22 protein-coding genes are annotated in these 22,847 nt (G+C 50.1%); 13 read left to right on the plus strand and 9 right to left on the minus strand.

From position 1 onward, the window contains the following. Window positions 1-52: 52 nt before the first annotated feature. Window positions 53-235, plus strand: coding sequence for a type II toxin-antitoxin system HicA family toxin (locus tag GC128_RS03715; protein WP_151993150.1), 183 nt, complete (start codon window positions 53-55; stop codon window positions 233-235). 23 nt (window positions 236-258) lie between these two features. Further along, window positions 259-720, plus strand: a complete 462-nt coding sequence (locus GC128_RS03720) for a type II toxin-antitoxin system HicB family antitoxin (RefSeq protein ID WP_151993151.1) — start codon at window positions 259-261, stop codon at window positions 718-720. Here the strand turns inward: GC128_RS03720 and ruvX are convergent. From ruvX to metK, 8 genes are all read right to left on the minus strand, one after another. Continuing rightward, the gene (gene ruvX, locus GC128_RS03725; RefSeq protein WP_034457792.1) at window positions 717-1,136 is read right to left on the minus strand and encodes a Holliday junction resolvase RuvX; all 420 of its coding nucleotides are present in this window, start codon (window positions 1,134-1,136) and stop codon (window positions 717-719) included. The genes GC128_RS03720 and ruvX overlap by 4 nt on opposite strands. Next, on the minus strand, window positions 1,136-1,699 hold the full coding sequence (locus GC128_RS03730) for a YqgE/AlgH family protein (protein WP_151993152.1): 564 nt from the start codon (window positions 1,697-1,699) through the stop codon (window positions 1,136-1,138). The genes ruvX and GC128_RS03730 overlap by 1 nt, the downstream gene beginning before the upstream one ends. A gap of 78 nt (window positions 1,700-1,777) precedes the next feature. Beyond that, window positions 1,778-2,725 (minus strand): glutathione synthase, encoded by a 948-nt coding sequence (gene gshB, locus GC128_RS03735; protein WP_151993153.1) that lies wholly within the window; start codon window positions 2,723-2,725, stop codon window positions 1,778-1,780. A gap of 152 nt (window positions 2,726-2,877) precedes the next feature. Beyond that, complete coding sequence (gene rsmE / locus GC128_RS03740) at window positions 2,878-3,609, minus strand: 16S rRNA (uracil(1498)-N(3))-methyltransferase (RefSeq protein WP_151993154.1); 732 nt, start codon at window positions 3,607-3,609, stop codon at window positions 2,878-2,880. A gap of 53 nt (window positions 3,610-3,662) precedes the next feature. Continuing rightward, window positions 3,663-4,370, minus strand: coding sequence for a deoxyribonuclease I (gene endA / locus GC128_RS03745; RefSeq protein ID WP_151993155.1), 708 nt, complete (start codon window positions 4,368-4,370; stop codon window positions 3,663-3,665). A 92-nt stretch (window positions 4,371-4,462) separates the two neighbouring features. After that, a complete protein-coding gene (locus GC128_RS03750) occupies window positions 4,463-4,978 on the minus strand; it encodes a SprT family zinc-dependent metalloprotease (protein ID WP_151993156.1) in 516 nt (171 codons plus the stop codon). 72 nt (window positions 4,979-5,050) lie between these two features. Then, window positions 5,051-6,445 (minus strand): sugar porter family MFS transporter, encoded by a 1,395-nt coding sequence (locus GC128_RS03755; protein WP_151993157.1) that lies wholly within the window; start codon window positions 6,443-6,445, stop codon window positions 5,051-5,053. Window positions 6,446-6,852: 407 nt separating this feature from the next. Continuing rightward, window positions 6,853-8,007 carry a methionine adenosyltransferase gene (gene metK, locus GC128_RS03760; RefSeq protein WP_034457781.1) on the minus strand — a complete coding sequence of 385 codons (1,155 nt, stop codon included), beginning with the start codon at window positions 8,005-8,007 and terminating at the stop codon, window positions 6,853-6,855. Window positions 8,008-8,478: 471 nt separating this feature from the next. Between metK and GC128_RS23340 the strand changes: the two genes are divergently transcribed. From GC128_RS23340 to speB, 4 genes are all read left to right on the plus strand, one after another. Next, window positions 8,479-8,574, plus strand: a complete 96-nt coding sequence (locus tag GC128_RS23340; protein WP_420535598.1) for a hypothetical protein — start codon at window positions 8,479-8,481, stop codon at window positions 8,572-8,574. A gap of 103 nt (window positions 8,575-8,677) precedes the next feature. Beyond that, window positions 8,678-8,824, plus strand: a complete 147-nt coding sequence (yqgB, locus tag GC128_RS03765) for an acid stress response protein YqgB (RefSeq protein ID WP_147295624.1) — start codon at window positions 8,678-8,680, stop codon at window positions 8,822-8,824. Beyond that, entirely contained in the window at window positions 8,817-10,793 is a 1,977-nt protein-coding gene (speA, locus tag GC128_RS03770) for a biosynthetic arginine decarboxylase (RefSeq protein ID WP_151993158.1), read from the plus strand. The genes yqgB and speA overlap by 8 nt, the downstream gene beginning before the upstream one ends. A gap of 221 nt (window positions 10,794-11,014) precedes the next feature. Then, window positions 11,015-11,935: an agmatinase gene (gene speB, locus GC128_RS03775; protein ID WP_034457777.1), complete on the plus strand. Its 921-nt coding sequence runs from the start codon at window positions 11,015-11,017 to the stop codon at window positions 11,933-11,935. 142 nt (window positions 11,936-12,077) lie between these two features. On the opposite strand, the gene loiP is transcribed toward speB, so the two are convergent. After that, on the minus strand, window positions 12,078-12,836 hold the full coding sequence (loiP, locus tag GC128_RS03780; protein WP_151993159.1) for a metalloprotease LoiP: 759 nt from the start codon (window positions 12,834-12,836) through the stop codon (window positions 12,078-12,080). Between the two features lie 265 nt (window positions 12,837-13,101). Between loiP and tkt the strand changes: the two genes are divergently transcribed. The 7 genes from tkt (at window position 13,102) to glpX (ending at window position 22,841) form a co-directional block, all read left to right on the plus strand. Beyond that, window positions 13,102-15,093: a transketolase gene (gene tkt / locus GC128_RS03785; RefSeq protein WP_151993160.1), complete on the plus strand. Its 1,992-nt coding sequence runs from the start codon at window positions 13,102-13,104 to the stop codon at window positions 15,091-15,093. 118 nt (window positions 15,094-15,211) lie between these two features. Then, the gene (gene yncE / locus GC128_RS03790; RefSeq protein WP_151993161.1) at window positions 15,212-16,282 is read left to right on the plus strand and encodes a 7-bladed beta-propeller protein YncE; all 1,071 of its coding nucleotides are present in this window, start codon (window positions 15,212-15,214) and stop codon (window positions 16,280-16,282) included. A gap of 88 nt (window positions 16,283-16,370) precedes the next feature. After that, the gene (locus GC128_RS03795) at window positions 16,371-18,374 is read left to right on the plus strand and encodes a TonB-dependent receptor domain-containing protein (RefSeq protein ID WP_151993162.1); all 2,004 of its coding nucleotides are present in this window, start codon (window positions 16,371-16,373) and stop codon (window positions 18,372-18,374) included. 355 nt (window positions 18,375-18,729) lie between these two features. Then, on the plus strand, window positions 18,730-19,173 hold the full coding sequence (gene cmtB, locus GC128_RS03800; protein WP_151993163.1) for a PTS mannitol transporter subunit IIA: 444 nt from the start codon (window positions 18,730-18,732) through the stop codon (window positions 19,171-19,173). A gap of 22 nt (window positions 19,174-19,195) precedes the next feature. Further along, window positions 19,196-20,578: a PTS mannitol transporter subunit IICB gene (locus GC128_RS03805; RefSeq protein WP_151993164.1), complete on the plus strand. Its 1,383-nt coding sequence runs from the start codon at window positions 19,196-19,198 to the stop codon at window positions 20,576-20,578. 14 nt (window positions 20,579-20,592) lie between these two features. Further along, complete coding sequence (locus tag GC128_RS03810) at window positions 20,593-21,867, plus strand: zinc-binding dehydrogenase (RefSeq protein ID WP_151993165.1); 1,275 nt, start codon at window positions 20,593-20,595, stop codon at window positions 21,865-21,867. A gap of 2 nt (window positions 21,868-21,869) precedes the next feature. Then, window positions 21,870-22,841 carry a class II fructose-bisphosphatase gene (gene glpX, locus GC128_RS03815; RefSeq protein WP_151993166.1) on the plus strand — a complete coding sequence of 324 codons (972 nt, stop codon included), beginning with the start codon at window positions 21,870-21,872 and terminating at the stop codon, window positions 22,839-22,841. Window positions 22,842-22,847: the final 6 nt, after the last annotated feature.

The raw sequence follows: 22,847 nt of genomic DNA on the forward strand, positions 1-22,847 counted from the left end.
TTATTGCCTCTGTGTGTATTCGTGTGTATTGTTTTTCCATCAGGAGAAAACCATGAATTCTTCTGACCTTATTAAGGAACTGAAGGCCGCAGGATGCGAACCCGCCAGAAATTCTGGAGGCAGCCACTGGATCTGGTGGTCGCCAAATACTGGGAAAACTTTCCCAGTTCCGCATCCAAAGAAAGATCTTCCCATCGGTACTGTCAGATCCATTCGTAAACGCGCGGGAATATGATTCCCAACTCACGGAGATTACCTATGTTTTTTTCTGTTGGCGTGGAGATGCCTGCAAACGAGAACGAAGCGTTCGGTCTGGTTGTGCCGGCGTTATGCAATGATGAGTTTGGCTGTGTATCAGCGGCAGATTATCAGGATGAAATCGCAGAAATGGTACGCGAGGCCATTTTGTTAATCGCGGATGAAATGGTAAAGCGTGGCGTCGACATTACGCAGATTAAAGATGCCGGGCCATTCATCTACGCGGCAAATCCAGAATATGCGTATTGTAATCAGTGGCTGCTAGTTGATGTTGATTTGTCGGCCCTGGAAGGAAAACAACAGCGGATAAACATTACTCTGCCGGATACGCTACTTATGCGAATTGATAACCGTGTAAAACAGCCATCATCGGGTTACCGGGATCGCAGTCATTTTCTGGCGGTCGCAGCAAGGCATGAGCTGATTAATGAGTCTTCAGACATGCCTGACAAAAAAGACTAAGGATTATAGTCAAACCAGCTTTCAAGGATGATAACCGCCGATGCAGAGTCAATACTGCCTTTATTGAGGGCGCGGAAACCACCGTGCTCGAACAACCCAGCGCGTGCTTCCACGGTGCTGAGGCGTTCATCCTGCAAAGAGACTTTTACGCCAAAGCGGCCATGCAGGCGGTTGGCAAATTTACGTGCACGTGCGGTGAGTGGTTGCTCGGTGCCATCCATATTCAGTGGCAAGCCTACGACGACTTCATCGGGTTGCCACTCTTTGAGGATTTTCTCGATAACGTTCCAGTCGGGTGTGCCGTCTTGTGCTTTCAGTGCAGTTAAGGGGCGTGCCGTCCTGGTAATGCGTTGGCCGATGGCGACACCAATACTTTTGGTACCGAAATCAAAGGCTAATAAAGTTCCACTGCTCATCAGGCGTGTCCCGCTTCACTTGGCATGTTATGGATATCAATGCCGATTAATTTTGCGGCTTCACGCCAGCGTTCAGAAATCGGGGTGTGGAAAAGAATAGAGGCATCTGCCGGAGCTGTTAGCCACGCATTGTCCAGAATCTCTTGTTCCAACTGCCCTTTTTCCCACGAGGAATAACCTAGGGCGACAATCACATCCGCAGGCTGTTTTGCCGTGCCGATGGTTTCCAGGACATCGCGAGATGTGGTGATCACCGTGTCATCTGAAATACGGATACTGGAGGCGAAACAGTCTGGGGCGGAATGCAAAATAAAACCACGGTCTTCCGCCAGCGGGCCGCCAATAAAAACAGGCTTATCAAGGCGAATAGCTGGATCACGTGGCTCCGGGTCGATCTTTAGTTTTTGCAGGACACCGTCAACCTTGAGATTTTCGAGGGGTTTATTAATGATTATCCCCATAGCACCGTCTTCGTTGTATTCGCAAATATAAACGACAGCACGCTTAAACAATGGGTCCTGGAGCGCCGGCATGGCAATTAGAAAGTGATGCTGTAAATTCATTGTCAGAGGTTCTGGTTCCGGTTGAAAAAGCGAGCAGTCAGTTTATCACTACTGAGCGGGCTAAGCCCGCTCACAGGACTATTTCGCCAGACGTGTCTCGATAGCATCAAACAACATGCCAGTAATAGAAACCGGGAATTCTGCTTCGATTTCACGAATACAGGTTGGACTGGTGACGTTAATCTCAGTCAGGCGATCGCCGATGATATCCAGGCCAACAAAAATCAACCCTTTAGCTTTAAGAGTAGGGCCAACACGACGGGCAATTTCCCAGTCGCTTTCGGTCAATGGGCGCGGTTCGCCACGGCCACCTGCTGCCAGGTTGCCACGAGTTTCGCCACCTTGTGGAATACGCGCCAGGCAATATGGAACAGGTTCCCCATCTACCACCAGAACACGTTTGTCACCATCGACAATGGCAGGCAGGTAATTCTGCGCCATGCAGTAACGGTTGCCGAGTTCAGTCAGCGTTTCCGCGATAACACCAATGTTAGGGTCACCTTCTTTAACACGGAAAATTGAAGCACCACCCATGCCATCTAACGGCTTGAGGATGATGTCACCGTGCTTTTGCCAGAACGCTTTAAGCTGCGCTTTGTTGCGGGTCACCAGTGTTTCTGGCGTCAAATCAGCAAACCAGGCGGTGAACAGCTTTTCGTTACAGTCGCGCAGGCTTTGCGGTTTGTTAACGATCAAAGTGCCTTGTTCTTCGGCGCGCTCAAGAATATACGTCGCGTAGATAAATTCGGTATCAAACGGAGGATCTTTACGCATCAGGATGACGTCGAGATCGGCAAGCTGGATGTCTTGCTCACTACCAAATTCGTACCATTTATCGTAGTTCTGCTCGACGCTGACCAGGCGGGTGCGTGCGTGTGCTTCACCGTTGATCAAATACAGATCGGCCATTTCCATGTAATGCAGTTCATAACCACGGCGCTGTGCTTCCAGCAGCATGGCAAAGCTTGAGTCTTTCTTGATGTTAATGTTTGCGATGGGGTCCATCACGATGCCGAGCTTGATCATTGTTTTTCTCCATTAAAGCTGGCTACAGGGCGTTATCGTTGCAGGCAGTCTGGGTGCGGACAGCGCGCAGTATTCGCAGCGTACATTAGTACGTGAGAATGCGAGCACTGCCCAAGGCCAGAATGGCAAAAAAGATAGCCTTGTACCAGTTTTTAGCCCAGGTCGCCAAAACGCACTTGCAGCGCAGTAATGGCTGTGAGCGCGGTAGTCTCAGTGCGTAGAACGCGAGGTCCCAACAGAATATCAGTAAACTGATGACGTGCGGTCATGGCAATTTCATCAGCCGTTAAACCGCCTTCCGGGCCAATTAGCAGGCGCACACGTTCAACAGGTTGCGGCAATGTATTAATACTGGCGCTGGCACGAGGATGCAGATTGAGCTTCAGACTCGCATCTTCTTCAGCACACCACACTTCAAGATCCATCGCCGGGCGCACTTCTGGCACGATATTTCGACCGCATTGCTCGCAGGCTGCAATAGCAATTTTCTGCCACTGGCCGAGCTTCTTATTCAGGCGCTCGGCATCCAGTTTTACGCCACAGCGTTCGGAAAACAAAGGCGTAATCACGTTCACACCCAGCTCGACTGCTTTCTGAATAGTGAATTCCATCTTTTCACCACGCGACATCACCTGGCCGAGATGTAGATGAAGTGGGGACTCACGGTCATCAACATTTGCGCTCAGGACTTTGACACGCACGCTTTTTTTATCGGCCTGAACAATTTCAGCCTCAAAAATCTGATTGCTGCCGTCAAACAATTGCAACGCGTGGCCTGCACTCATGCGCAGTACGCGGCCAACATGGTTTGCTGCATCTTCGCAAAGCGCGATGTCCTGGCCGACGGAAAGGAGTTCAGGGTGATGAATGCGGGGTATACGCATGGTTTTTAATATCCAAAAGCGGGAATAGTGATAACAATTCCCGCTAGTGTAGGTTAGCTGTTTTGTGCCTGGCAAGCCCGCAGCACATAAGGGTTATGATTGCCCTGAACTTTAGCGATACGTTCGTCGCGTTCACACTCCCAGGTAGTGACTGGATATTGCTTATTCCACGCCTCAAACAGTTGGGTTTGCTGGCGAGAAAGGTTGAGCTGATATTGGTCACGCATATAGAAGTATGTGCGGGCGATGGCACCACGGGCACGCGCTGGTGGCTCGGCAATCTTTTCTTTGAAGTCCACTTTCATTGCGCATTGCCCATACTGGCCTTCGCCGCCATTCCACTGGCTATACATAAAGTTGTTACGGTCAGCATTCACTTCACCAACAGCCGGTTGCAGGTTATGCATATCGCTTTCCATCTTGCGATATTCCGGGTCTTTAGCGCAGTTTTTACGGCCACCATCTTGCCAGCACTGGCGCTGGTGGCCGAATTGCCAGGCTGGAACAACATGTTCCCATTCGATACGTGAGGCGCGGTTTTCATTTTTACGCACTTTGTAGCCGCATGACTCTAGATCGGGAACACCCTTTTTCCCTTCCCAGTTAATTTTACATCCACAATAGAAGTCGCCTGGCGCGTCGGCATTCACTTTGGCACCGGCCGCTTTTGCCTGAGAGAAATTATTGATACCGGCGCTGAACGTGGAGAAAGAGCAGAGGGCTGCAACAAGTGCAACAGCCAAAGAAATTTTGCGAGACATTTCCAGAATCCTTTTTAAAACGTGCTCGCACCGTACTTGAAGCTTTATTGGGATTCAATAAGCTAAATCAGGAAACTTTATGAATAATATTTTTAATTACAGGAGGTTGTAACGTCGGGTTTTAACAGGTCGCCACATTGCACGCAGCGGTATTCTGATTCGCCGCGCAGGACTTTGTTATGACGGCGCACCGTCAATTGATGTTGTTGGCAACGGCAGCGATACGGGAAGGTATTTTTGCGAACGGATTGCACTTCAAACTTATGTGTCCGGCGGGCAGGAACGCCAAGCACTGTTTCCATCATCCATTTCCACTCTTTGCCATGTGGCGCTGCGCGGCCAAAGTGTTTCCACACCAACAAATGAGCCAGTTCGTGCGGCACCACCTCATCAATAAAGGTTTGCTGGTTTTCCATTAACAACACCGGGTTGAGGCGGATTTCGTAGCTATCCATCCATGCGGTGCCCGCAGCCGTGCCTCGCTGCTGATATACCAGCTTCGGTTCAGGATAGTTACGGCCTAAGTGCAGATTTGCCTGTTGAAGCTTTTCCCGTAGGCAACGCATAACGGCTTGCTGGATGGCGATGGGGAGTCTTGGGGATTTCATAGCGGCAAAGAATAGTGCGAGGTGGTGCAGGGTGCAAGCCCTTCTCCCGTTAAGGAGAAGGGCGGCTATTGCTTAGTTGTGAGCACCAATCTCACGTAACCGGCGGCCTTTCATCAGGTTACGTTCGATGTGTTCCAGGGAAACGTGTTTAGTTTCCGGAACCAGCCACACAGTGAGAACAATAAAGAACAGGTTCAACGCGGCGTATACCCAGAAGGTATTCGCATTGCCCAGCGTGTTAAGCATGGTCAGGAACGTTGCACCCACAATCATGTTCGCAATCCAGTTGGTGGCGGTTGAGCAGGTGATACCGAAATCACGCCCTTTCAGCGGCTGGATTTCAGAACACAGTACCCAAATCAGCGGACCGGCGCTCATCGCAAAACCAACGATAAACATCAGCAGCATGGCGATAGCGAAGTATTGCGCTCCCTGGGAATGAATGCCGACGTGCAGCATCGTACCGAGAATGCCCATGCCCACGGCCATAACCATGAAGCCCAGTACCAGTGTAGGTTTACGGCCCCAACGGTCTACCAGACCAATCGCAATGAAGGTTGCCAGTACGTTGATAAGACCAACAATGACGGTGCCCCACATTTGCTGAGTGGTGTTGGTGAAGCCTGCAATTTCGAAGATTTTCGGTGCGTAATACATGATGACGTTCATACCGGTGAACTGTTGCATCACCTGAAGCAGAACACCCAGGAACACGGCACGACGGAAGTGGCTGTTTTCTTTAAACAATGACCATCCGCTTTGTTTCACCTTCAGGCTTTCACGGATTTCTTCCAGTTCGCGTTTTGCTTCGGCACTGGTGTCACGTAAGCGCATCAAGACACGCTCAGCATCATGGAAGCGACGTTTTGCGGCGAACCAACGTGGACTGTCTGGCAGGAAGAAGACGCCTACAAGCAAGATCAACGCAGGAATGGTGATAACACCCAGCATCCAGCGCCATGAGCCGTTATAGCTGAAAGCTGTATCGGAAAGGTAAGCGCCAAGAATACCGATGGTAATCATCAACTGGTACATCGAGATCATGCTGCCACGGATTTTCTCAGGAGCAATTTCTGACAGGTAAAGTGGGGCGGTATAAGACGCAACACCGACTGCCAGGCCGAGCAATACACGGGAGAGAATCAGAATTTCAGTGTTCGGTGCAAAAGCCGAGCACAGTGAACCTGCAACGAAAAGCACTGCGCCAATCATCAGGCTGTATTTACGCCCGATGCGGAAGGAGAGCCAACCACTGCCAACGGCACCGACAGCTGCACCAAACATCATCGAACTCACAACCCACTCTTGCTGGTGCGCAGTTATCTGGAAATCTTTAGCGATAAACGGTAACGCACCGGCAATCACGCCAATATCAAGGCCAAATAACAAACCGGCCAGGGCTGCAAGAAAACAGACAAAAAAGGTCATGCTTTTGTTCGAGCGCCCTTGTTTTTTTATTTCAGGCATAGTGCTCTCCAGTTGAATAATTTGGGGGATATCTCGCTATTAAGGTTAGGTTAACGCGACGTAAAATTGTGTGATTCAACTCACGTTAGTGTAATCGGTTACACTAATGTCAAGAACTGTATGTGTAATTTATTTAATTAAAACAGTAAATTGAGTGTAGAAAATAAAACCAAAATTTTCCATGCAAGACTAATCTGAAATGTTTTGTAACTAGCGCAGCAACAAAATGTTGTCATGCAGAACTGTCTTAATTAATGCCTTGTTAACGCCAATGTAACCGTTTCCACTGGTGTTGTTTGTTACGAGAGATTTTGCGGGAAGAGGATTTAAGTACTGAAGGGGAGTAAAAAAAGAAAAAGGCCAGCGAAGCGCTGGCCTTTAAAGTTTGATGGTGAACTGGCGAGGAGTTATTTCAGGCCAGCAGCATCACGCAACAATTCTGCTTTGTCGGTTTTTTCCCAAGGGAAATGCTCACGACCAAAGTGACCGTATGCTGCGGTTTCTTTGTAGATTGGGTGCAGCAGATCCAGCATCTGAATCAGGCCGTACGGACGCAGGTCGAAGAACTCACGTACCAGCAGGGTCAATTGCTCGGTAGAGATTTTCTCAGTACCGAAGGTTTCAACCATGATGGAAGTTGGCTCAGCAACGCCGATTGCGTAAGAAACCTGGATTTCACAGCGGTCAGCAAGGCCAGCTGCAACGATGTTTTTCGCCACATAACGTGCCGCATACGCTGCAGAACGGTCCACTTTAGATGGATCTTTACCAGAGAATGCACCGCCGCCGTGACGAGCCATGCCGCCGTAGGTATCAACGATAATTTTACGACCGGTCAGACCGCAATCACCCATTGGGCCACCGATAACAAAACGGCCTGTTGGGTTGATGTGGTATTTAGTGGAAGCATTCAACCATTCTGCTGGCAGAACTGGCTTGATGATCTCTTCCATCACAGCTTCTTGCAGCGTTTTAAGCGCAACATCTTCTGAATGCTGAGTAGACAACACAACCGCATCGATGCCAACGATTTTACCGTCGTCATACTGGAAGGTGATCTGGCTTTTTGCATCCGGACGCAACCATGGCAGTGAGCCATTCTTACGAACTTCAGCCTGGCGTTGAACCAGACGGTGTGCGTAAGTGATTGGCGCTGGCATCAGCACGTCGGTTTCGTTGGTCGCATAACCAAACATCAGGCCCTGGTCGCCTGCACCTTGCTCCAGCGGGTCAGTACGGTCAACGCCCTGATTGATATCCGGGGACTGCTTACCGATAGCGCTCAGCACTGCGCAAGAGTTGGCATCAAAGCCCATATCAGAATGCACGTAGCCGATTTCACGAATCGTTTGACGAGTGATCTCTTCGATATCAACCCAGGCGCTGGTGGTGATTTCACCGCCAACCAGAACCATGCCGGTTTTCACGTAAGTTTCGCAAGCTACGCGCGCTTTTGGATCCTGTTCCAGGATCGCATCAAGCACCGCATCGGAGATTTGGTCAGCGATTTTATCGGGATGCCCTTCTGATACAGACTCGGACGTAAAGAGGTGTTTGGCCATGTTTTATTCACCCTAAGAGAATTAGGTTAGTGCAGACTGCTGTTTATCGGCGCTCGAACCAGTGCGATGTACTGGTAACTTGAGTTTTCACCACAGGTTTCATTTCAGGCAGTCTAACAGTTAATCGGTATAGATGGATTAACATCTGGACGTCTATTCTAGGTTATCCATTAATCAGATTACCAGTGATTTTTACGCCTGCAAGTCTGCGCAAATAATCTCGGGTGGCAAATTTTACTGACAGTGCCGCAATCCAGGGATTTTTACTTTGCAATTTGTGTCTGTTATCGGTATAAAGCGGCGCGCGCGGCTCATTCAACAAGCACACAGTTTTTGTGTTGCCCACTTCCAGCCGGGTTGAGCAAATTTCTGAGCTTTGGCTTGTCGCATACCCAAACCGTATGCGTGGAGGTGATACGATTGAAAAACCGCTTTAATTCGCAAACTCTGGCGACCGTCCAGGTCGTGCATATGCTCCTCGCATCCAGCAATTCTTTGCTACAGCTGCATTCCTGCCGATGTTATACCCATCTTGGCGCATCGATGGATTCTCGGGCCGGTTTTTAAACCCTCGAAAATTCAGAACTTGGGCTCTCTTGTCATCGATAAGAGTATTCTCGTGGTTTCGCCGCTCCGCGCAACGGAGTTCGGTTACGTGTTTTACTATGATATGAAAAAGAAACCGGTCGCACAGTTAGTCTGTCAGCGTCTTATGCTGCTTTTACGCGCTGTTAATGGGTTGTTATTGCGGGATACCCCTGCGATAGTAGTCAACTGTTTTGCACATTCGTTTAAATTTGAGGTTCGCCATGTCTGACAAAATCTCTTCTGTTTCGGGTTCGTCAGTGGGCGAGCAGGATGTACACCGCTCCATGCAGGAGGTTGCCATGAGTTCCCAGGAAGCCAGCAAGATGCTGCGTACTTACAATATTGCCTGGTGGGGTAATAACTATTACGACGTCAACGAACTCGGCCACATTACCGTTTGCCCGGACCCGGATGTCCCGGAAGCGCGTGTTGATCTCGCTGAACTCGTAAAAGCCCGTGAAGCACAGGGGCAGCGTTTACCTGCACTGTTCTGCTTCCCGCAGATTTTGCAGCACCGCCTGCGTTCTATAAATGCAGCGTTCAAACGTGCTCGTGAATCCTATGGCTACAACGGCGACTATTTCCTCGTTTATCCAATCAAAGTGAACCAGCACCGTCGCGTAATTGAATCACTGATTCATTCCGGTGAACCTCTGGGCCTGGAAGCGGGTTCTAAAGCGGAACTGATGGCGGTTCTGGCCCATGCCGGTATGACGCGTTCAGTTATTGTGTGTAACGGCTATAAAGACCGTGAATACATCCGCCTGGCGTTGATCGGCGAGAAGATGGGCCACAAGGTTTATCTGGTCATCGAGAAGATGTCAGAAATCCGCATCGTACTGGAAGAAGCAGAGCGCCTGAATGTCGTGCCACGTCTTGGCGTGCGTGCGCGTCTGGCGTCACAAGGCTCCGGCAAATGGCAGTCTTCTGGTGGCGAGAAATCCAAATTTGGCCTGGCAGCAACGCAGGTTCTGCAACTGGTTGAAATGTTGCGTGAAGCCGGACGTATCGACAGCCTGCAATTGCTGCACTTCCACCTCGGCTCGCAAATGGCAAACATTCGCGATATCGCCACTGGCGTGCGTGAATCAGCGCGTTTCTATGTTGAGCTGCACAAGATGGGCGTCAACATCGAATGCTTCGATGTGGGCGGCGGTCTGGGCGTGGACTATGAAGGCACGCGCTCGCAGTCCGATTGCTCTGTCAACTACGGCCTGAACGAATACGCGAACAACATCATCTGGGCGATTGGCGACGCGTGTGAAGAAAACGGCCTGCCGCACCCAACGGTTATCACCGAATCTGGCCGTGCTGTGACCGCGCACCACACCGTGCTGGTGTCTAACATCATCGGTGTTGAGCGTAACGAATACACCACGCCAACGGCTCCGGCTGCAGATGCGTCCCGTGCGCTGCAAAGCATGTGGGAAACCTGGGGCGAAATGCATGAGCCGAACAACCGTCGCTCGCTGCGTGAATGGCTGCACGATAGCCAGAATGATCTGCATGATATCCATACTGGTTACTCAGCGGGGAGTTTCTCCTTGCAAGAACGTGCCTGGGCGGAGCAGCTTTATCTGAGCATGTGCCATGAAATTCAGCGTCTGCTCGACCCAAGTAACCGTGCGCACCGCCCAATCATCGATGAACTGCAAGAGCGTATGGCGGATAAGATTTACGTCAACTTCTCGCTGTTCCAGTCGATGCCGGATGCGTGGGGCATCGACCAGCTTTTCCCGGTGTTACCGCTTGAAGGGCTGAACCAGGTTCCTGAGCGCCGCGCGGTACTGCTGGATATCACTTGTGACTCAGACGGTGCTATCGATCACTACATCGACGGTGACGGTATTGCGACGACCATGCCGATGCCAGAATACGATGCAGAAAATCCACCGCTGTTGGGCTTCTTCATGGTTGGTGCATACCAGGAAATTCTGGGCAACATGCACAACCTGTTTGGCGATACCGAAGCGGTTGACGTGTTTGTCTTCCCTGACGGCAGCGTAGAAGTGGAGCTTTCTGATGAAGGCGATACCGTTGCTGACATGCTGGAATATGTTCAGCTTGATCCGAAAACCTTGCTGAAGCATTTCCGCGATCAGGTTAAACAAACCGATTTGGATGCAGCATTACAGCAGCAGTTCCTCGAAGAGTTTGAGGCTGGGTTGTATGGCTATACTTACTTAGAAGACGAGTAAATTACTCGGCGTACTTCGAGTCGCAGGGGTGTTGGCTGCACTCACTTACCGCCTACCTGCAACGCGAATTACTAGAGTAATTAGTATACAAATAAGGCTACATTCGGCGATAATCTGCGCCAACAAGCAGTCTGAATGAATACAGTCCCTTCCTCGTCGGGTTTAACGACGCGGAGGGGACTTTTTTTTGCTAATCATTACCATCATCGTGAGGTCAAACCATGAGCACCTTAGGCCATCAGTACGACAATTCCCTGGTATCCAATGCCTTCGGTTTTTTACGTTTTCCGCTGAACTTTATGCCGTACGACAGCGATGCTGATTGGGTTATCACTGGCGTTCCTTTTGATGCGGCAACGTCTGGCCGTGCAGGTGGACGCCATGGCCCTGCGGCAATCCGTCAGGTGTCTACCAACCTGGCATGGGAAGGTAACCGCTTCCCGTGGAATTTCGACGTGCGTGAGCGCTTGAATGTTGTGGACTGTGGCGACCTGGTTTACGCCTTCGGTGATGCGCGTGACATGAGCGAACGTCTGCAAGCTCACGCAGAAAAACTGCTGGCTGCCGGCAAGCGAATGCTCTCTTTCGGTGGTGACCACTTTGTGACTTTGCCGCTGTTGCGCGCCCACGCGAAGCACTTCGGTAAAATGGCACTGGTGCATTTCGATGCGCACACCGATACCTATGCGAATGGTTGCGAGTTCGACCACGGCACCATGTTCTACACCGCACCTAAAGAAGGTTTGATCGACCCGAACCACTCTGTGCAAATTGGTATCCGTACTGAGTTCGATAAAGACAACGGTTTCACCGTGCTGGATGCCGGCCAGGTTAACGACCGCACTGTTGATGACGTGCTGGCTCAGGTTAAGCAGATTGTTGGCGATATGCCGGTTTATCTGACCTTTGATATCGACTGTATCGACCCTGCTTTCGCACCAGGTACAGGTACCCCGGTTATCGGTGGTTTGACGACTGACCGCGCCCTGAAACTGGTCCGTGGTTTGAAAGACCTGAACATCGTTGGTATGGACGTTGTGGAAGTGTCTCCGGCTTACGATCAGTCTGAAATTACTGCGTTGGCTGGTGCGACGTTGGCGTTAGAAATGTTGTATATCCAGGCAGCTAAGAAAGGCGAGTAATCAGGCTATTTTACTTGCCATTTTGAACCCGGGCAGTGCTCGCCATCCTCACGTACTGAGTGTACGCTCCGGTGGCTGCGCGCGGTCCGGGTTCAAACTGTCTGCGACAATAACGCCTGAAGTGCTTATTAGTTGACTGAAATTACTTCAGCCCATCCGCCGCCATACGGTCGCGAATATGTTGCGCACGTTCGGCTGAAGCGGGGTGGTCATCAAGCATTGAGCTTTGGCGGCCTTCTTCTGCTTTCGCTAACTTCTCAAAACTGGTTGCCAGGCCAATTGGGTTGATTCCACGTTTCCTCAACAAATCATACGAGTAGTCATCAGCTTCAGACTCCTGACGCTGGGAGAACTGTGCGTTCACGAGCTTCTCACCCAAATCACCCAGTTGTGACTGCGATAAACTACCAATCACACCGCCCGCTGATGCTGCTGCAACGCGAGCTGCGTTAGTACCCAACGCAACCTGCATCCCTTTCTTCACATGGCCGAGCGCGACGTGACCCATTTCGTGGCCGATAACTGCTTCGACTTCGTTATCGTTCATCATGTCCATCAGGCCGCTATATACGCGGATACAGCCGTTAGCCATCGCAAAGGCGTTCACATCTTTGGTGACATACACCTTGTAGTTCACCGGCATGCCGTTGATGTTGTCGCCCAGGGCTGAGGAAATTTTGCTGAGACGTTTAGCATATTCGCTGCTGCCTGGTGCGATGCTGGCTTTGCTGTCGAGCTCCGCACAAGATTTGTCACTCAACTCTTTCACCTGCGCATCACTTAATGTGTACGCCTGAAATGCTTCCGCACCGGAAGCGAGCAGACCGTTAGAGTCCATGTTCTGGCAGCCGCTCAGTAGGGCAGCAACGCTCAGGCTTAATAAAATTGGGCGCAATTTCATGCCAATATCCTTAATTAGTGATAACTGCTCAGAGGTGATTTAGCCACAAACCATTGGCTAGCCGCTTCAGTATAAAGAAGTTAGCCAAACTCGCGCAGCAACTTGCGCAACATGCGAGCAGGTTCCAGAGATTTCTTAACCAGACAAAAGGATGCTCCATGTACATGGCACATCGCTTGCGGTACATTGATGGCAATTTTTTGGGCGTAGCCCATAACGCATAGTAGTCAAGGCCTGACCTTCAACCATCCGATCTGGAGTCAAAATGTCCTCTCGTAAAGAGCTTGCCAATGCTATTCGTGCACTCAGCATGGACGCAGTACAAAAAGCCAAATCCGGTCACCCGGGCGCCCCTATGGGTATGGCCGACATTGCCGAAGTCCTGTGGCGCGATTTCCTGAACCATAACCCGCAGAACCCTGCATGGGCTGACCGTGACCGCTTCGTGCTGTCTAACGGCCACGGCTCAATGCTGATCTATAGCTTGCTGCACCTCACAGGTTATGACCTGCCGATTGAAGAACTGAAAAACTTCCGTCAGCTGCATTCCAAAACTCCGGGTCACCCGGAAGTGGGCTACACCGCGGGTGTTGAAACCACGACTGGCCCGCTGGGTCAGGGTGTTGCGAACGCAGTGGGTATGGCAATTGCTGAACGCACCATGGCAGCACAGTTCAACCGTCCAGGTCACGACATCGTTGACCACTTCACCTACACCTTTATGGGTGATGGCTGCATGATGGAAGGTATTTCCCACGAAGTTTGCTCTCTGGCGGGTACGCTGGGTCTGGGTAAACTGGTTGCCTTCTATGATGACAACGGTATCTCTATCGACGGCCACGTTGAAGGCTGGTTCACCGACGATACCGCAAAACGCTTTGAAGCCTACGGCTGGCACGTAGTGCGCGGCGTTGACGGTCACGATGCAGACGCAATCAAACGCGCTGTTGAAGAAGCTAAAGCCGTTACCGACAAACCTTCACTGCTGATGTGCAAAACCATCATCGGTTTCGGTTCTCCAAACAAAGCCGGTACGCACGATTCCCACGGCGCACCTTTGGGTGACGCGGAAATTGCACTGACCCGTGAAGCTCTGGGCTGGAAACACGCGCCATTCGAAATCCCGTCTGAGATTTATGCTCAGTGGGACGCGAAAGAAGCAGGTCAGGCGAAAGAAGCGGCATGGAACGAGAAATTCGCTGCATATGCTAAAGCCTTCCCACAGGAAGCTGCTGAATTTACCCGTCGTATGAAAGGCGACATGCCTGCTGATTTCGCAGCTAAAGCGCAAGAGTTCATCAAGAACCTGCAAGCTAACCCTGCGAAAATTGCTAGCCGTAAAGCGTCTCAGAACACCATCGAAGCATTCGGCCACCTGCTGCCTGAATTCCTCGGCGGCTCCGCTGACCTCGCGCCTTCTAACCTGACTATCTGGTCTGGCTCTAAAGCAATCAATGAAGATCTGGCCGGTAACTACATCCATTATGGTGTACGTGAATTCGGTATGACGGCGATTGCGAACGGTATCGCGCTGCACGGTGGTTTCCTGCCATACACCTCTACCTTCCTGATGTTTGTTGAATATGCACGCAACGCGGTGCGTATGGCAGCATTGATGAAGCAACGCCAGGTGATGGTCTACACCCATGACTCTATCGGTCTGGGCGAAGATGGCCCAACTCACCAGCCTGTAGAGCAGCTTGCTGCCCTGCGCGTGACGCCAAACATGAGCACATGGCGCCCATGTGACCAGGTTGAATCTGCGGTGGCGTGGAAATACGCTGTAGAACGTCACGACGGCCCGACCGCGCTGATCTTCTCCCGTCAGAACCTGGCACAGCAGGATCGTACCGAGCAGCAGCTGGCGGATATCGCTCGCGGCGCATACGTTCTGAAAGATTGTGCAGGCACGCCTGAGCTGATTCTGATTGCAACCGGTTCTGAAGTTGAACTGGCTGTTGCAGCCTGGGATCAACTGACTGCTGAAGGCATCAAAGCGCGTGTGGTTTCCATGCCGTCTACTGATGCGTTCGACAAACAGGATCCAGCGTACCGTGAAGCTGTGCTGCCGAAAGCAGTCGCTGCACGTGTTGCTATCGAAGCCAGCATCGCTGACTACTGGTACAAATATGTTGGCCTGAATGGCGCGGTTGTGGGCATGACCACCTTTGGTGAGTCAGCTCCAGCAGAGCTGCTGTTCGAAGAGTTTGGCTTCACTGTAGAAAACGTAGTGAAACAAGCTAAAGCCGTTCTGTAATACGTAGTACCTCTAAGGCCAGCAAAGATTGATTGCTGGCCTTTTTTTCATCTATTGTTGATAACGCAATTGAAAATCATTATCATTCACATTCGTAAATAAATGTGAATCTAAGTAAATGAATCGACATACTTTGTACGGATACCAGAAATCGGGCTTCATTGCTTTAACCGTCGCACTATTCATGAGCTCAATGAATGCGGGTGCTAAACCTCTGCCGGAAAAGGAGTTTCTTACGGTTCCCGCGGGCAACGGGGTTTACGAACTGGCATTCGACGCCTCGCAAAACGTTCTTTTTGCCGCATCGGCACCTTCCTTCGACAAAGATAAAACCCACGGCCTGGTCTACAAACTGAATCCAGACACGCTGGCATCAACCGGGAACATCACTACCGACAGACGAGCCTTCGCCACGGTGCTGGATGAAACAAACCATATTCTGTACATCGGTAACACGCTTGAAGGCTCTGTGACATTGATGGATACGCGCAGCGGCAAAGAGATTAAGACCGTGCAACTGAGCGACCTCAGTAATCCGAAAGAGATTATCCACACCCGCGAAATGGTGCTGGATAAAAAGCACCAGCGTTTATATGTCTCGGGCGTTGCTCAGAAAGGTATTATTTGGGTTATCGACACGCAAAAACAGCAGCATGTTGCCACCATTGAAAATATGGGGGAATATCCAACCGGGCTGGCAATCGATGAAGAAAAAGGACGAGTTTATAGCGTCAACGGCAGCGGGGAATTAATCACGCTTGATGCCAGCGATAATAAGATCCTTTCTCGCGTTAAAGTCGAACCGCAGAAAAAACACTTCTTCCTGAATATTGCTCTGGATAATAATAAAGAGCGTGCGTTTATTACCGACCCCGATTTGCCTGATGTGTTGGTGGTTTCACTAAAAGACGGGAAAATCATTGATCGTATTAAGGTGATTAACTCTCTGGCAGTGATGTACAACAGTGGCCGCAACGAAGTTTATATCACTCACCGTAATGCACAGCTGATAAGCGTTGTCGACGGCGACACTTACAAAGTAAAAGCCAGCATTGCGACGTCGGCCTTGCCTAATAGCCTTGCGCTTTCAGCAGATGGCCACACTCTTTACGCCAGCGTGAAGCAGGGTGAAAAAGAGATAGGCAAAAAACCGGATTACATTATTAAAGTCAATCTCGACAAAATCTAATCCACTTTTAATTAAAAGAACAATAAAGCCCTGTGGTGAAAATTCACAGGGCCAGCAGGCTTTTTTCAATATCTCAGGTAATTAAAAAATGAGAAACAATAAGCGTTTGGCATTAGCAGGGATCGTTGCGCTGGCTGGAGGCACAATGCTTCCGGTTCAGGCGGAAGAAAATAAAACATCGATTAGCGAGTCTGAAGATCAAATGGTCGTGACGGCATCGGGTTTTTCTCAGCAAAAGAAAGAAGCTCCGGCCACGATTTCCGTTATTGATCGTCAACAGCTCGATGAAAAACCAAATCGTAATGTCGCCGAAGCGATTCAGGATTTACCCGGCGTTAATGTGGGTTCGGGTTCGAGCGATATGTCATCCGGCAGTATTATGATGCGCGGCATGGACTCGAGCTATACCGCTTTTATGGTGAATAGCGTGAAGCAAAATACCGGTGAAGCGCGTCCATATGGCCAGGATATTGGTTCGGAAGTTAACTTCCTACCGCCGATGGAAGCTATCGAGCGTATTGAAGTGATTCGCGGGCCAATGTCATCGCTATATGGTTCCGATGCCATTGGCGGTGTGGTGAACGTTATCACCAAAAAACCTTATGGCGTGCAGGACTGGACCGGCGCGCTGGCAGCCAATACTTTCCTTCAGGAAGACAGCTCATTCGGTAATACCAACCAAATGAATTTGTTCGCAATGGGGCCGATTGTGCCCGACGTGCTGGGTATTAGCGTTGCTGCCGACTGGTTAAATCGCCGCGACGACGAGCGCAATAATTACTTCAGCAAGAACGATCGTAAATCTATTGATATGACCGTTGGCCTTGCGGCCAATGAAACAAACTTATTTGATCTGAACGTTGTCTCCGGCGAGCAAAAGAAAAACCGCGATAATGCACCGTGGATGTGGAAGTTTGATCGTGATGCGGTGACGCTAAGCCATAGTGGTTGGTACGCTGAAGACACTATCGCGACAAAAAACTACATCAACTACGAGAAAGGGCGCTCAAAATACAGCCTGGATGGCGATGCTCCACAGTACATTGAGACCGAAAACTACGTTGCCAACAGCCAGACGACTTTCACATTCGATAATCACAAAATCACCGTTGGGGCTAACTTCACGCGTGAAGAACTTAACGACCAGTTCGCTGTTTCCAGTAAAGAAGCGCCTGGCGTTGAACCGGTGACCAAAATCAGTCGCAATGGTTGGGCGCTGTTCGCTGAAGATGGTTGGCAAATTGACGACTTTACGTTGACCACATCCGCACGTTTGGATCGCGACAACTATTTCGGCACACACATCACGCCAAAACTTTATGGCAACTGGGCGATTACGGATGCCTGGGCTCTGAAAGGCGGTGTATCCGCAGGCTATAAAAAACCTGAGCTGCGCGAAACCTCCGCTGATTTTGTTACGCCACGTGGCTCATTACCGCCGTACCCGTATTTGACCGTAGGTAACGATGACCTGAAACCAGAGAAAAGCGTCAACTCCGAACTCGGCCTGTACTGGGCAGGAGAGAAGCTGGCGTTAGACGGCACGGTTTTCTATACACAATTCAAAGATAAAATCTCCGAAGAGACGATTTGCGAAACGACGGGGACTAACCAGTGCCAGATGAACGGCTATAAAGCAGACTCCATCAGCAAATACTTTAACGTCGGCAAAGCCGATGTCTATGGTGTGGAGCTTAATGCGGACTGGCAGATGACTGAAACGGTAAAAGCTAATGCAAACTACACCTATAACCACAGCGAGCAGAAAACAGGCGTAAATAAAGGCTACGCGTTGAATGACTACCCGAGCCATATGGCAAACGTGTCGCTGACCTGGTCGGCTACCGAAGCGTTGGATTTGTGGAGCAAAGCGAATTATCGCAGTAGCAACCGCGATACTGGCGATCATATTGACTACGAAGCCTGGACGATGGTTGATCTCGGCGCGCGTTATCAGTTAAACAAGCACACGCAGTTGATGGCGGGGATTTACAACCTGTTTGATGCCGATCCACAACGCATCACCCAATGGGGTGATTACGGGCTGGTCGAAGGGCGTCGCTATAATCTTGGGGCGCGTATCGAATTTTAATTGAACGCTTGTCATGCAAAATAGCCAACCAGTTTAACCACTGGCTGGCTTTTTACTTTTAAAGAAGTGGAATTTTACCCGTTGCGTAATATCTCAAAAACAAACTCAATCAAGTCCTTTAATGTGATCTGAATTGCAAAAATGGTATTTATCAGGATTGTGTATTTGTGGTGTATATCAAATTATTGCTATTGACAATATCTGTTAATTTTATTTCTTGAGGTTAATTCTTTGAATTAATTGATTAAAATATTTTCACTTAAAAACACATCGCTTTCCAGCACTCATTTGATTTATTTCTCCCGCCGTCATATTTTGATTGAAAATAAAAACACCCTACAAAAAGGAAATCAGTATGCGGTTAATAGATTATTTTCCTGATGCTGCCATATCCATAAAAAACTCTGCCGACGATTGGCAGCAGGCAATAGATTATTCAATGGAAGTGCTATTGCAAAAAGGCTATGTCACTCCTTCTTATATTGAAGCAATAAAAAATACCACTCTAGAAACCGGGCCGTATTATATTTTGGCTCCATTGGTTGCAATGCCTCACGCCAGGCCAGAATGCGGAGCCATAAAAACCGGTTTATCCCTCACGCTTTTAAAAAACACGGTATGTTTTGGTGAAAATAAAGAACCGGTAAAATTATTGATAGGGTTGTCGGCGGCTGATTCTGATGAGCATATTGGTGCGATACAGGCATTAAGCGAAATGTTTTGTGAAGAATCAAAAATTGAAGCTTTGCTGAATGCGAATACCGATCAGCAACTCAAGGATATTATCATTCAAGAGTAATCATTCTCTCGTCAGGATAAATATGAAAAATAAATCGGTTCGTGCCAAAGTCCAGGCTTTTGGCGGATTCCTTACAGCTATGGTTATCCCCAATATCGGCGCTTTTATTGCGTGGGGTTTTATTACCGCGTTATTTATTCCAACCGGTTGGATGCCCAACGAACATTTCGCCAAAATAGTTGGCCCGATGATCACCTATTTACTGCCGGTGATGATTGGCTCGACCGGCGGTCATTTAGTGGGTGGCAAACGCGGTGCAGTGATGGGCGGTATTGGCACCATCGGCGTGATTGTCGGTGCTGATATTCCAATGTTTATCGGTGCGATGATCATGGGGCCGCTCGGCGGGTGGGTGATTAAAGTCATCGACAGGAATCTGGAGAAGCGTATTCCACCGGGTTTTGAGATGGTGATTAATAACTTCTCTTTGGGTATCGCGGGCATGCTGCTTTGCCTTTTTGCCTTCGAGATTATTGGCCCGGCGGTGCTGGTGGCGAACAACTTCGTCAAAGAGTGCATTGAAGCGTTGGTCAGCACGGGATATTTACCGCTGCTTTCTCTGATTAACGAACCGGCGAAAATTCTTTTCCTCAACAACGCGATTGATCAGGGCGTCTACTATCCGCTGGGGATGCAACAGGCGTCGGACACCGGGAAATCGATCTTCTTTATGGTGGCGTCGAACCCAGGGCCGGGGCTTGGCTTGCTACTGGGGTTTGCGGTGTTTGGCAAAGGAATGGCAAAAAAATCCGCTCCTGGCGCGATGATCATTCACTTCCTCGGCGGCATTCACGAACTCTATTTCCCGTATGTTTTGATGAAACCGCTGACGCTGATTGCCATGATTGCCGGTGCTATGTCTGGAATTTACACCTTTAACATGCTCGGCGGCGGCCTGGTAGCTGGCCCAAGTCCGGGTTCTATCTTCGCATACCTGGCACTGACGCCGCGCGGAGCCTTCTTCGCCACCATCGCGGGTGTGACTGTCGCAACGGTTGTGTCGTTCGTGATCACCTCAGTGATCCTGAAAATGGACACCAGTAAAGAAGTCGAGAAAGAAGATAACTTTGACGAAACAGCAAACGCCATGAAGGAGATGAAGCAGGAAGGTGCATGGAACACCGCACCGGTGAAACTGGTCGCTTTCGTCTGTGATGCAGGAATGGGATCGAGCGCCATGGGGGCAACGACATTCCGCAAACGCCTACAAAAGCAGGGCATGGAAACCGAAGTGAAACATTACGCGATAGAAAACGTGCCTGCGAATGCCGAGATTATCGTGACTCACGCAAGTCTTGAAGGCCGCGTAAAACTGGTGACCAATAAACCGCTGATACTGATTAATAATTATATTGGCGACCCGAAACTTGATGCGTTATTTAATGAGTTAACCGCTAAGTCTTAATAATAAGGATTCCTATGAAAACGAAAGTTGCCGCCATCTATGGCAAGCGGGATGTCCGTATCCGTGAGTTTGAATTACCCACAATTACCGATGATGAATTATTAGTGAGCGTTATTTCAGACAGCGTTTGTTTGTCGACATGGAAAGCGGCATTACTGGCCAGCGATCATAAGCGTGTGCCGGATGATTTAAATAACCATCCAGTGATTACCGGCCATGAATGCGCGGGCGTGATTGTTGAGGTAGGAAAAAACCTGACTGAAAAATATAAAGCAGGTCAGCGTTATGTTCTTCAACCGGCAATGGGATTGCCAAGCGGATATTCAGCCGGATACAGCTATGAACATTTTGGCGGTAACGCGACTTATATGATTATCCCGAAATTAGCGATTGATATGGGATGCGTTTTACCTTATCGCGGATCTTATTTTGCGGCGGCATCTTTAGCCGAACCGATGTGCTGTATTATTGGTGCCTATAAAGCTAACTATCACACCACGCAATATGTGTATGAACATCGCATGGGAATTAAACCCGGTGGAAACCTGGCGTTATTAGCCTGCGCCGGGCCGATGGGCATCGGCGCAATTGATTATGCGATTAACGGCAATATCAAACCGGGCAAGGTCGTCGTGGTAGATATTGATGAAGCGCGACTGGCGCAGGCGCAAAAACTGCTGCCGGTGGAATTAGCGGCGAAAAACGGTATCGAGCTGATTTATGTGAATAGCAAACAACTTGCAGATCCGGTTGCGGCGCTGCGTGAGATGACGGGAGGCGCAGGTTTCGATGATGTATTTGTCTACGCCGCCGTGCCTGCGGTCATTGAGCTTGGCGACGATCTGCTGGCTGACGACGGCTGCCTGAACTTCTTCGCCGGGCCAACCGATAAAAACTTCAAAGTGCCGTTTAACTTCTACAACGTGCATTACGGCAGCACGCATATCGTCGGGACTTCCGGCGGTTCCACGGACGACATGCTGGAAGCTATCGAGCTGGCCGCCAGCGGAAGATTGCAGCCTTCATTTATGGTCACGCATGTCGGCGGCCTGGATGCCGTGCCAGAAACGGTGATTAACCTGCCGGATATTCCAGGCGGCAAAAAGCTGATTTACAACGGCGTCACGATGCCGCTGACGGCGATTACCGATTTTGCTCGCTTAGGGGAAACCGATCCTTTATTCCGCCGTCTTGCGGAACTGGTGGCAGAAACCCACGGCGTGTGGAACGAAGCCGCAGAAAAACATCTGTTAGCCCATTTTGGCGTTGATATCGGCATGGAGGCTTAAGCATGAAAACGCTGGCTTATCCGTTCTTTCGCACCACGGAACAGGCGGCTCTGGCTGCCTGGCCGCTGATTGGCTGCGGAGACAAGAATCGTATTGATGGTGTTGCGGTGCAGGCAATGCGTGATGCGCTCAATCAGATTGATATGCAGGGGAAAATTGTTATTGGCGAAGGGGAGATTGACCACGCGCCGATGCTCTATATCGGCGAAATGTTAGGTCACGGCCAGACCCCGAAAATTGATATTGCCGTCGACCCGATTGAAGGCACGCGCATGGTGGCGATGGGGCAAAACAACGCGCTGGCGGTGATGGCCTGCGCGCCCGTCGGCACGTTGCTCCACGCGCCTGATATGTATATGAAGAAACTGGTGGTCGGCAAGAAAGCGAAAGGAGTAATCAACCTGGCGGCGACGCTCGAAGAGAACCTGCGCAATATTGCCAAAGCGCTGGGCAAACCGCTCGAGCGGCTGCGAATGGTGACGCTCGATAAACCGCGCCATCAGGATGCAATAGCCGTCGCCACAAGCCTGGGCGTGAAAGTGATTGCTCTGCCGGACGGCGATGTCGCCGCCAGCGTGATGACGTGCCTGCTGGAAAACCAGTACGACGTGATGTACAGCATCGGCGGTGCGCCGGAAGGCGTGATTTCAGCCTGTGCGGTAAAAGCGCTGGGCGGCGAAATGCAGGTCGAGCTGATGGATTTTTGCCAGGCCAAAGGAGAATCGCCAGAACATCGCCTGATTGCTAACTCAGAACACCGCCGCTGTGCTGAAATGGGTGTCGAGGTTAATCGAATTTATAACCTAAATGAAATCGTCAAAAGTGATGAGGTTTTATTCTCGGCAACTGGTGTTACTGGTGGCGATATTCTACAAGGCGTGCGTGAAGACGGTGATGTGGTGCGTACACAAACGCTCTTGATTAATGGTATAGAGCGTACTTGTAATATTATAGACTCCCTACATCACCATTAATGTAAT

This window comes from Buttiauxella massiliensis (assembly GCF_902500225.1).
Lineage (GTDB): Bacteria > Pseudomonadota > Gammaproteobacteria > Enterobacterales > Enterobacteriaceae > Buttiauxella > Buttiauxella massiliensis.

Bases quoted from the DNA above. Each gene is read 5' to 3' on its own strand.
- GC128_RS03755 (WP_151993157.1), bottom strand. From the start codon at position 6,445: ATGCCTGAAATAAAAAAACAAGGGCGCTCGAACAAAAGCATGACCTTT.
- GC128_RS03730 (WP_151993152.1), bottom strand. From the start codon at position 1,699: ATGAATTTACAGCATCACTTTCTAATTGCCATGCCGGCGCTCCAGGAC.
- tkt (WP_151993160.1), top strand. From the start codon at position 13,102: ATGTCCTCTCGTAAAGAGCTTGCCAATGCTATTCGTGCACTCAGCATG.
- glpX (WP_151993166.1), top strand. From the start codon at position 21,870: ATGAAAACGCTGGCTTATCCGTTCTTTCGCACCACGGAACAGGCGGCT.
- rsmE (WP_151993154.1), bottom strand. From the start codon at position 3,609: ATGCGTATACCCCGCATTCATCACCCTGAACTCCTTTCCGTCGGCCAG.
- endA (WP_151993155.1), bottom strand. From the start codon at position 4,370: ATGTCTCGCAAAATTTCTTTGGCTGTTGCACTTGTTGCAGCCCTCTGC.
- cmtB (WP_151993163.1), top strand. From the start codon at position 18,730: ATGCGGTTAATAGATTATTTTCCTGATGCTGCCATATCCATAAAAAAC.
- GC128_RS23340 (WP_420535598.1), top strand. From the start codon at position 8,479: ATGCTCCTCGCATCCAGCAATTCTTTGCTACAGCTGCATTCCTGCCGA.
- metK (WP_034457781.1), bottom strand. From the start codon at position 8,007: ATGGCCAAACACCTCTTTACGTCCGAGTCTGTATCAGAAGGGCATCCC.
- yncE (WP_151993161.1), top strand. From the start codon at position 15,212: ATGAATCGACATACTTTGTACGGATACCAGAAATCGGGCTTCATTGCT.
- gshB (WP_151993153.1), bottom strand. From the start codon at position 2,725: ATGATCAAGCTCGGCATCGTGATGGACCCCATCGCAAACATTAACATC.
- GC128_RS03795 (WP_151993162.1), top strand. From the start codon at position 16,371: ATGAGAAACAATAAGCGTTTGGCATTAGCAGGGATCGTTGCGCTGGCT.
- GC128_RS03720 (WP_151993151.1), top strand. From the start codon at position 259: ATGTTTTTTTCTGTTGGCGTGGAGATGCCTGCAAACGAGAACGAAGCG.
- yqgB (WP_147295624.1), top strand. From the start codon at position 8,678: ATGAAAAAGAAACCGGTCGCACAGTTAGTCTGTCAGCGTCTTATGCTG.
- ruvX (WP_034457792.1), bottom strand. From the start codon at position 1,136: ATGAGCAGTGGAACTTTATTAGCCTTTGATTTCGGTACCAAAAGTATT.
- speA (WP_151993158.1), top strand. From the start codon at position 8,817: ATGTCTGACAAAATCTCTTCTGTTTCGGGTTCGTCAGTGGGCGAGCAG.
- GC128_RS03750 (WP_151993156.1), bottom strand. From the start codon at position 4,978: ATGAAATCCCCAAGACTCCCCATCGCCATCCAGCAAGCCGTTATGCGT.
- GC128_RS03805 (WP_151993164.1), top strand. From the start codon at position 19,196: ATGAAAAATAAATCGGTTCGTGCCAAAGTCCAGGCTTTTGGCGGATTC.
- loiP (WP_151993159.1), bottom strand. From the start codon at position 12,836: ATGAAATTGCGCCCAATTTTATTAAGCCTGAGCGTTGCTGCCCTACTG.
- speB (WP_034457777.1), top strand. From the start codon at position 11,015: ATGAGCACCTTAGGCCATCAGTACGACAATTCCCTGGTATCCAATGCC.
- GC128_RS03810 (WP_151993165.1), top strand. From the start codon at position 20,593: ATGAAAACGAAAGTTGCCGCCATCTATGGCAAGCGGGATGTCCGTATC.
- GC128_RS03715 (WP_151993150.1), top strand. From the start codon at position 53: ATGAATTCTTCTGACCTTATTAAGGAACTGAAGGCCGCAGGATGCGAA.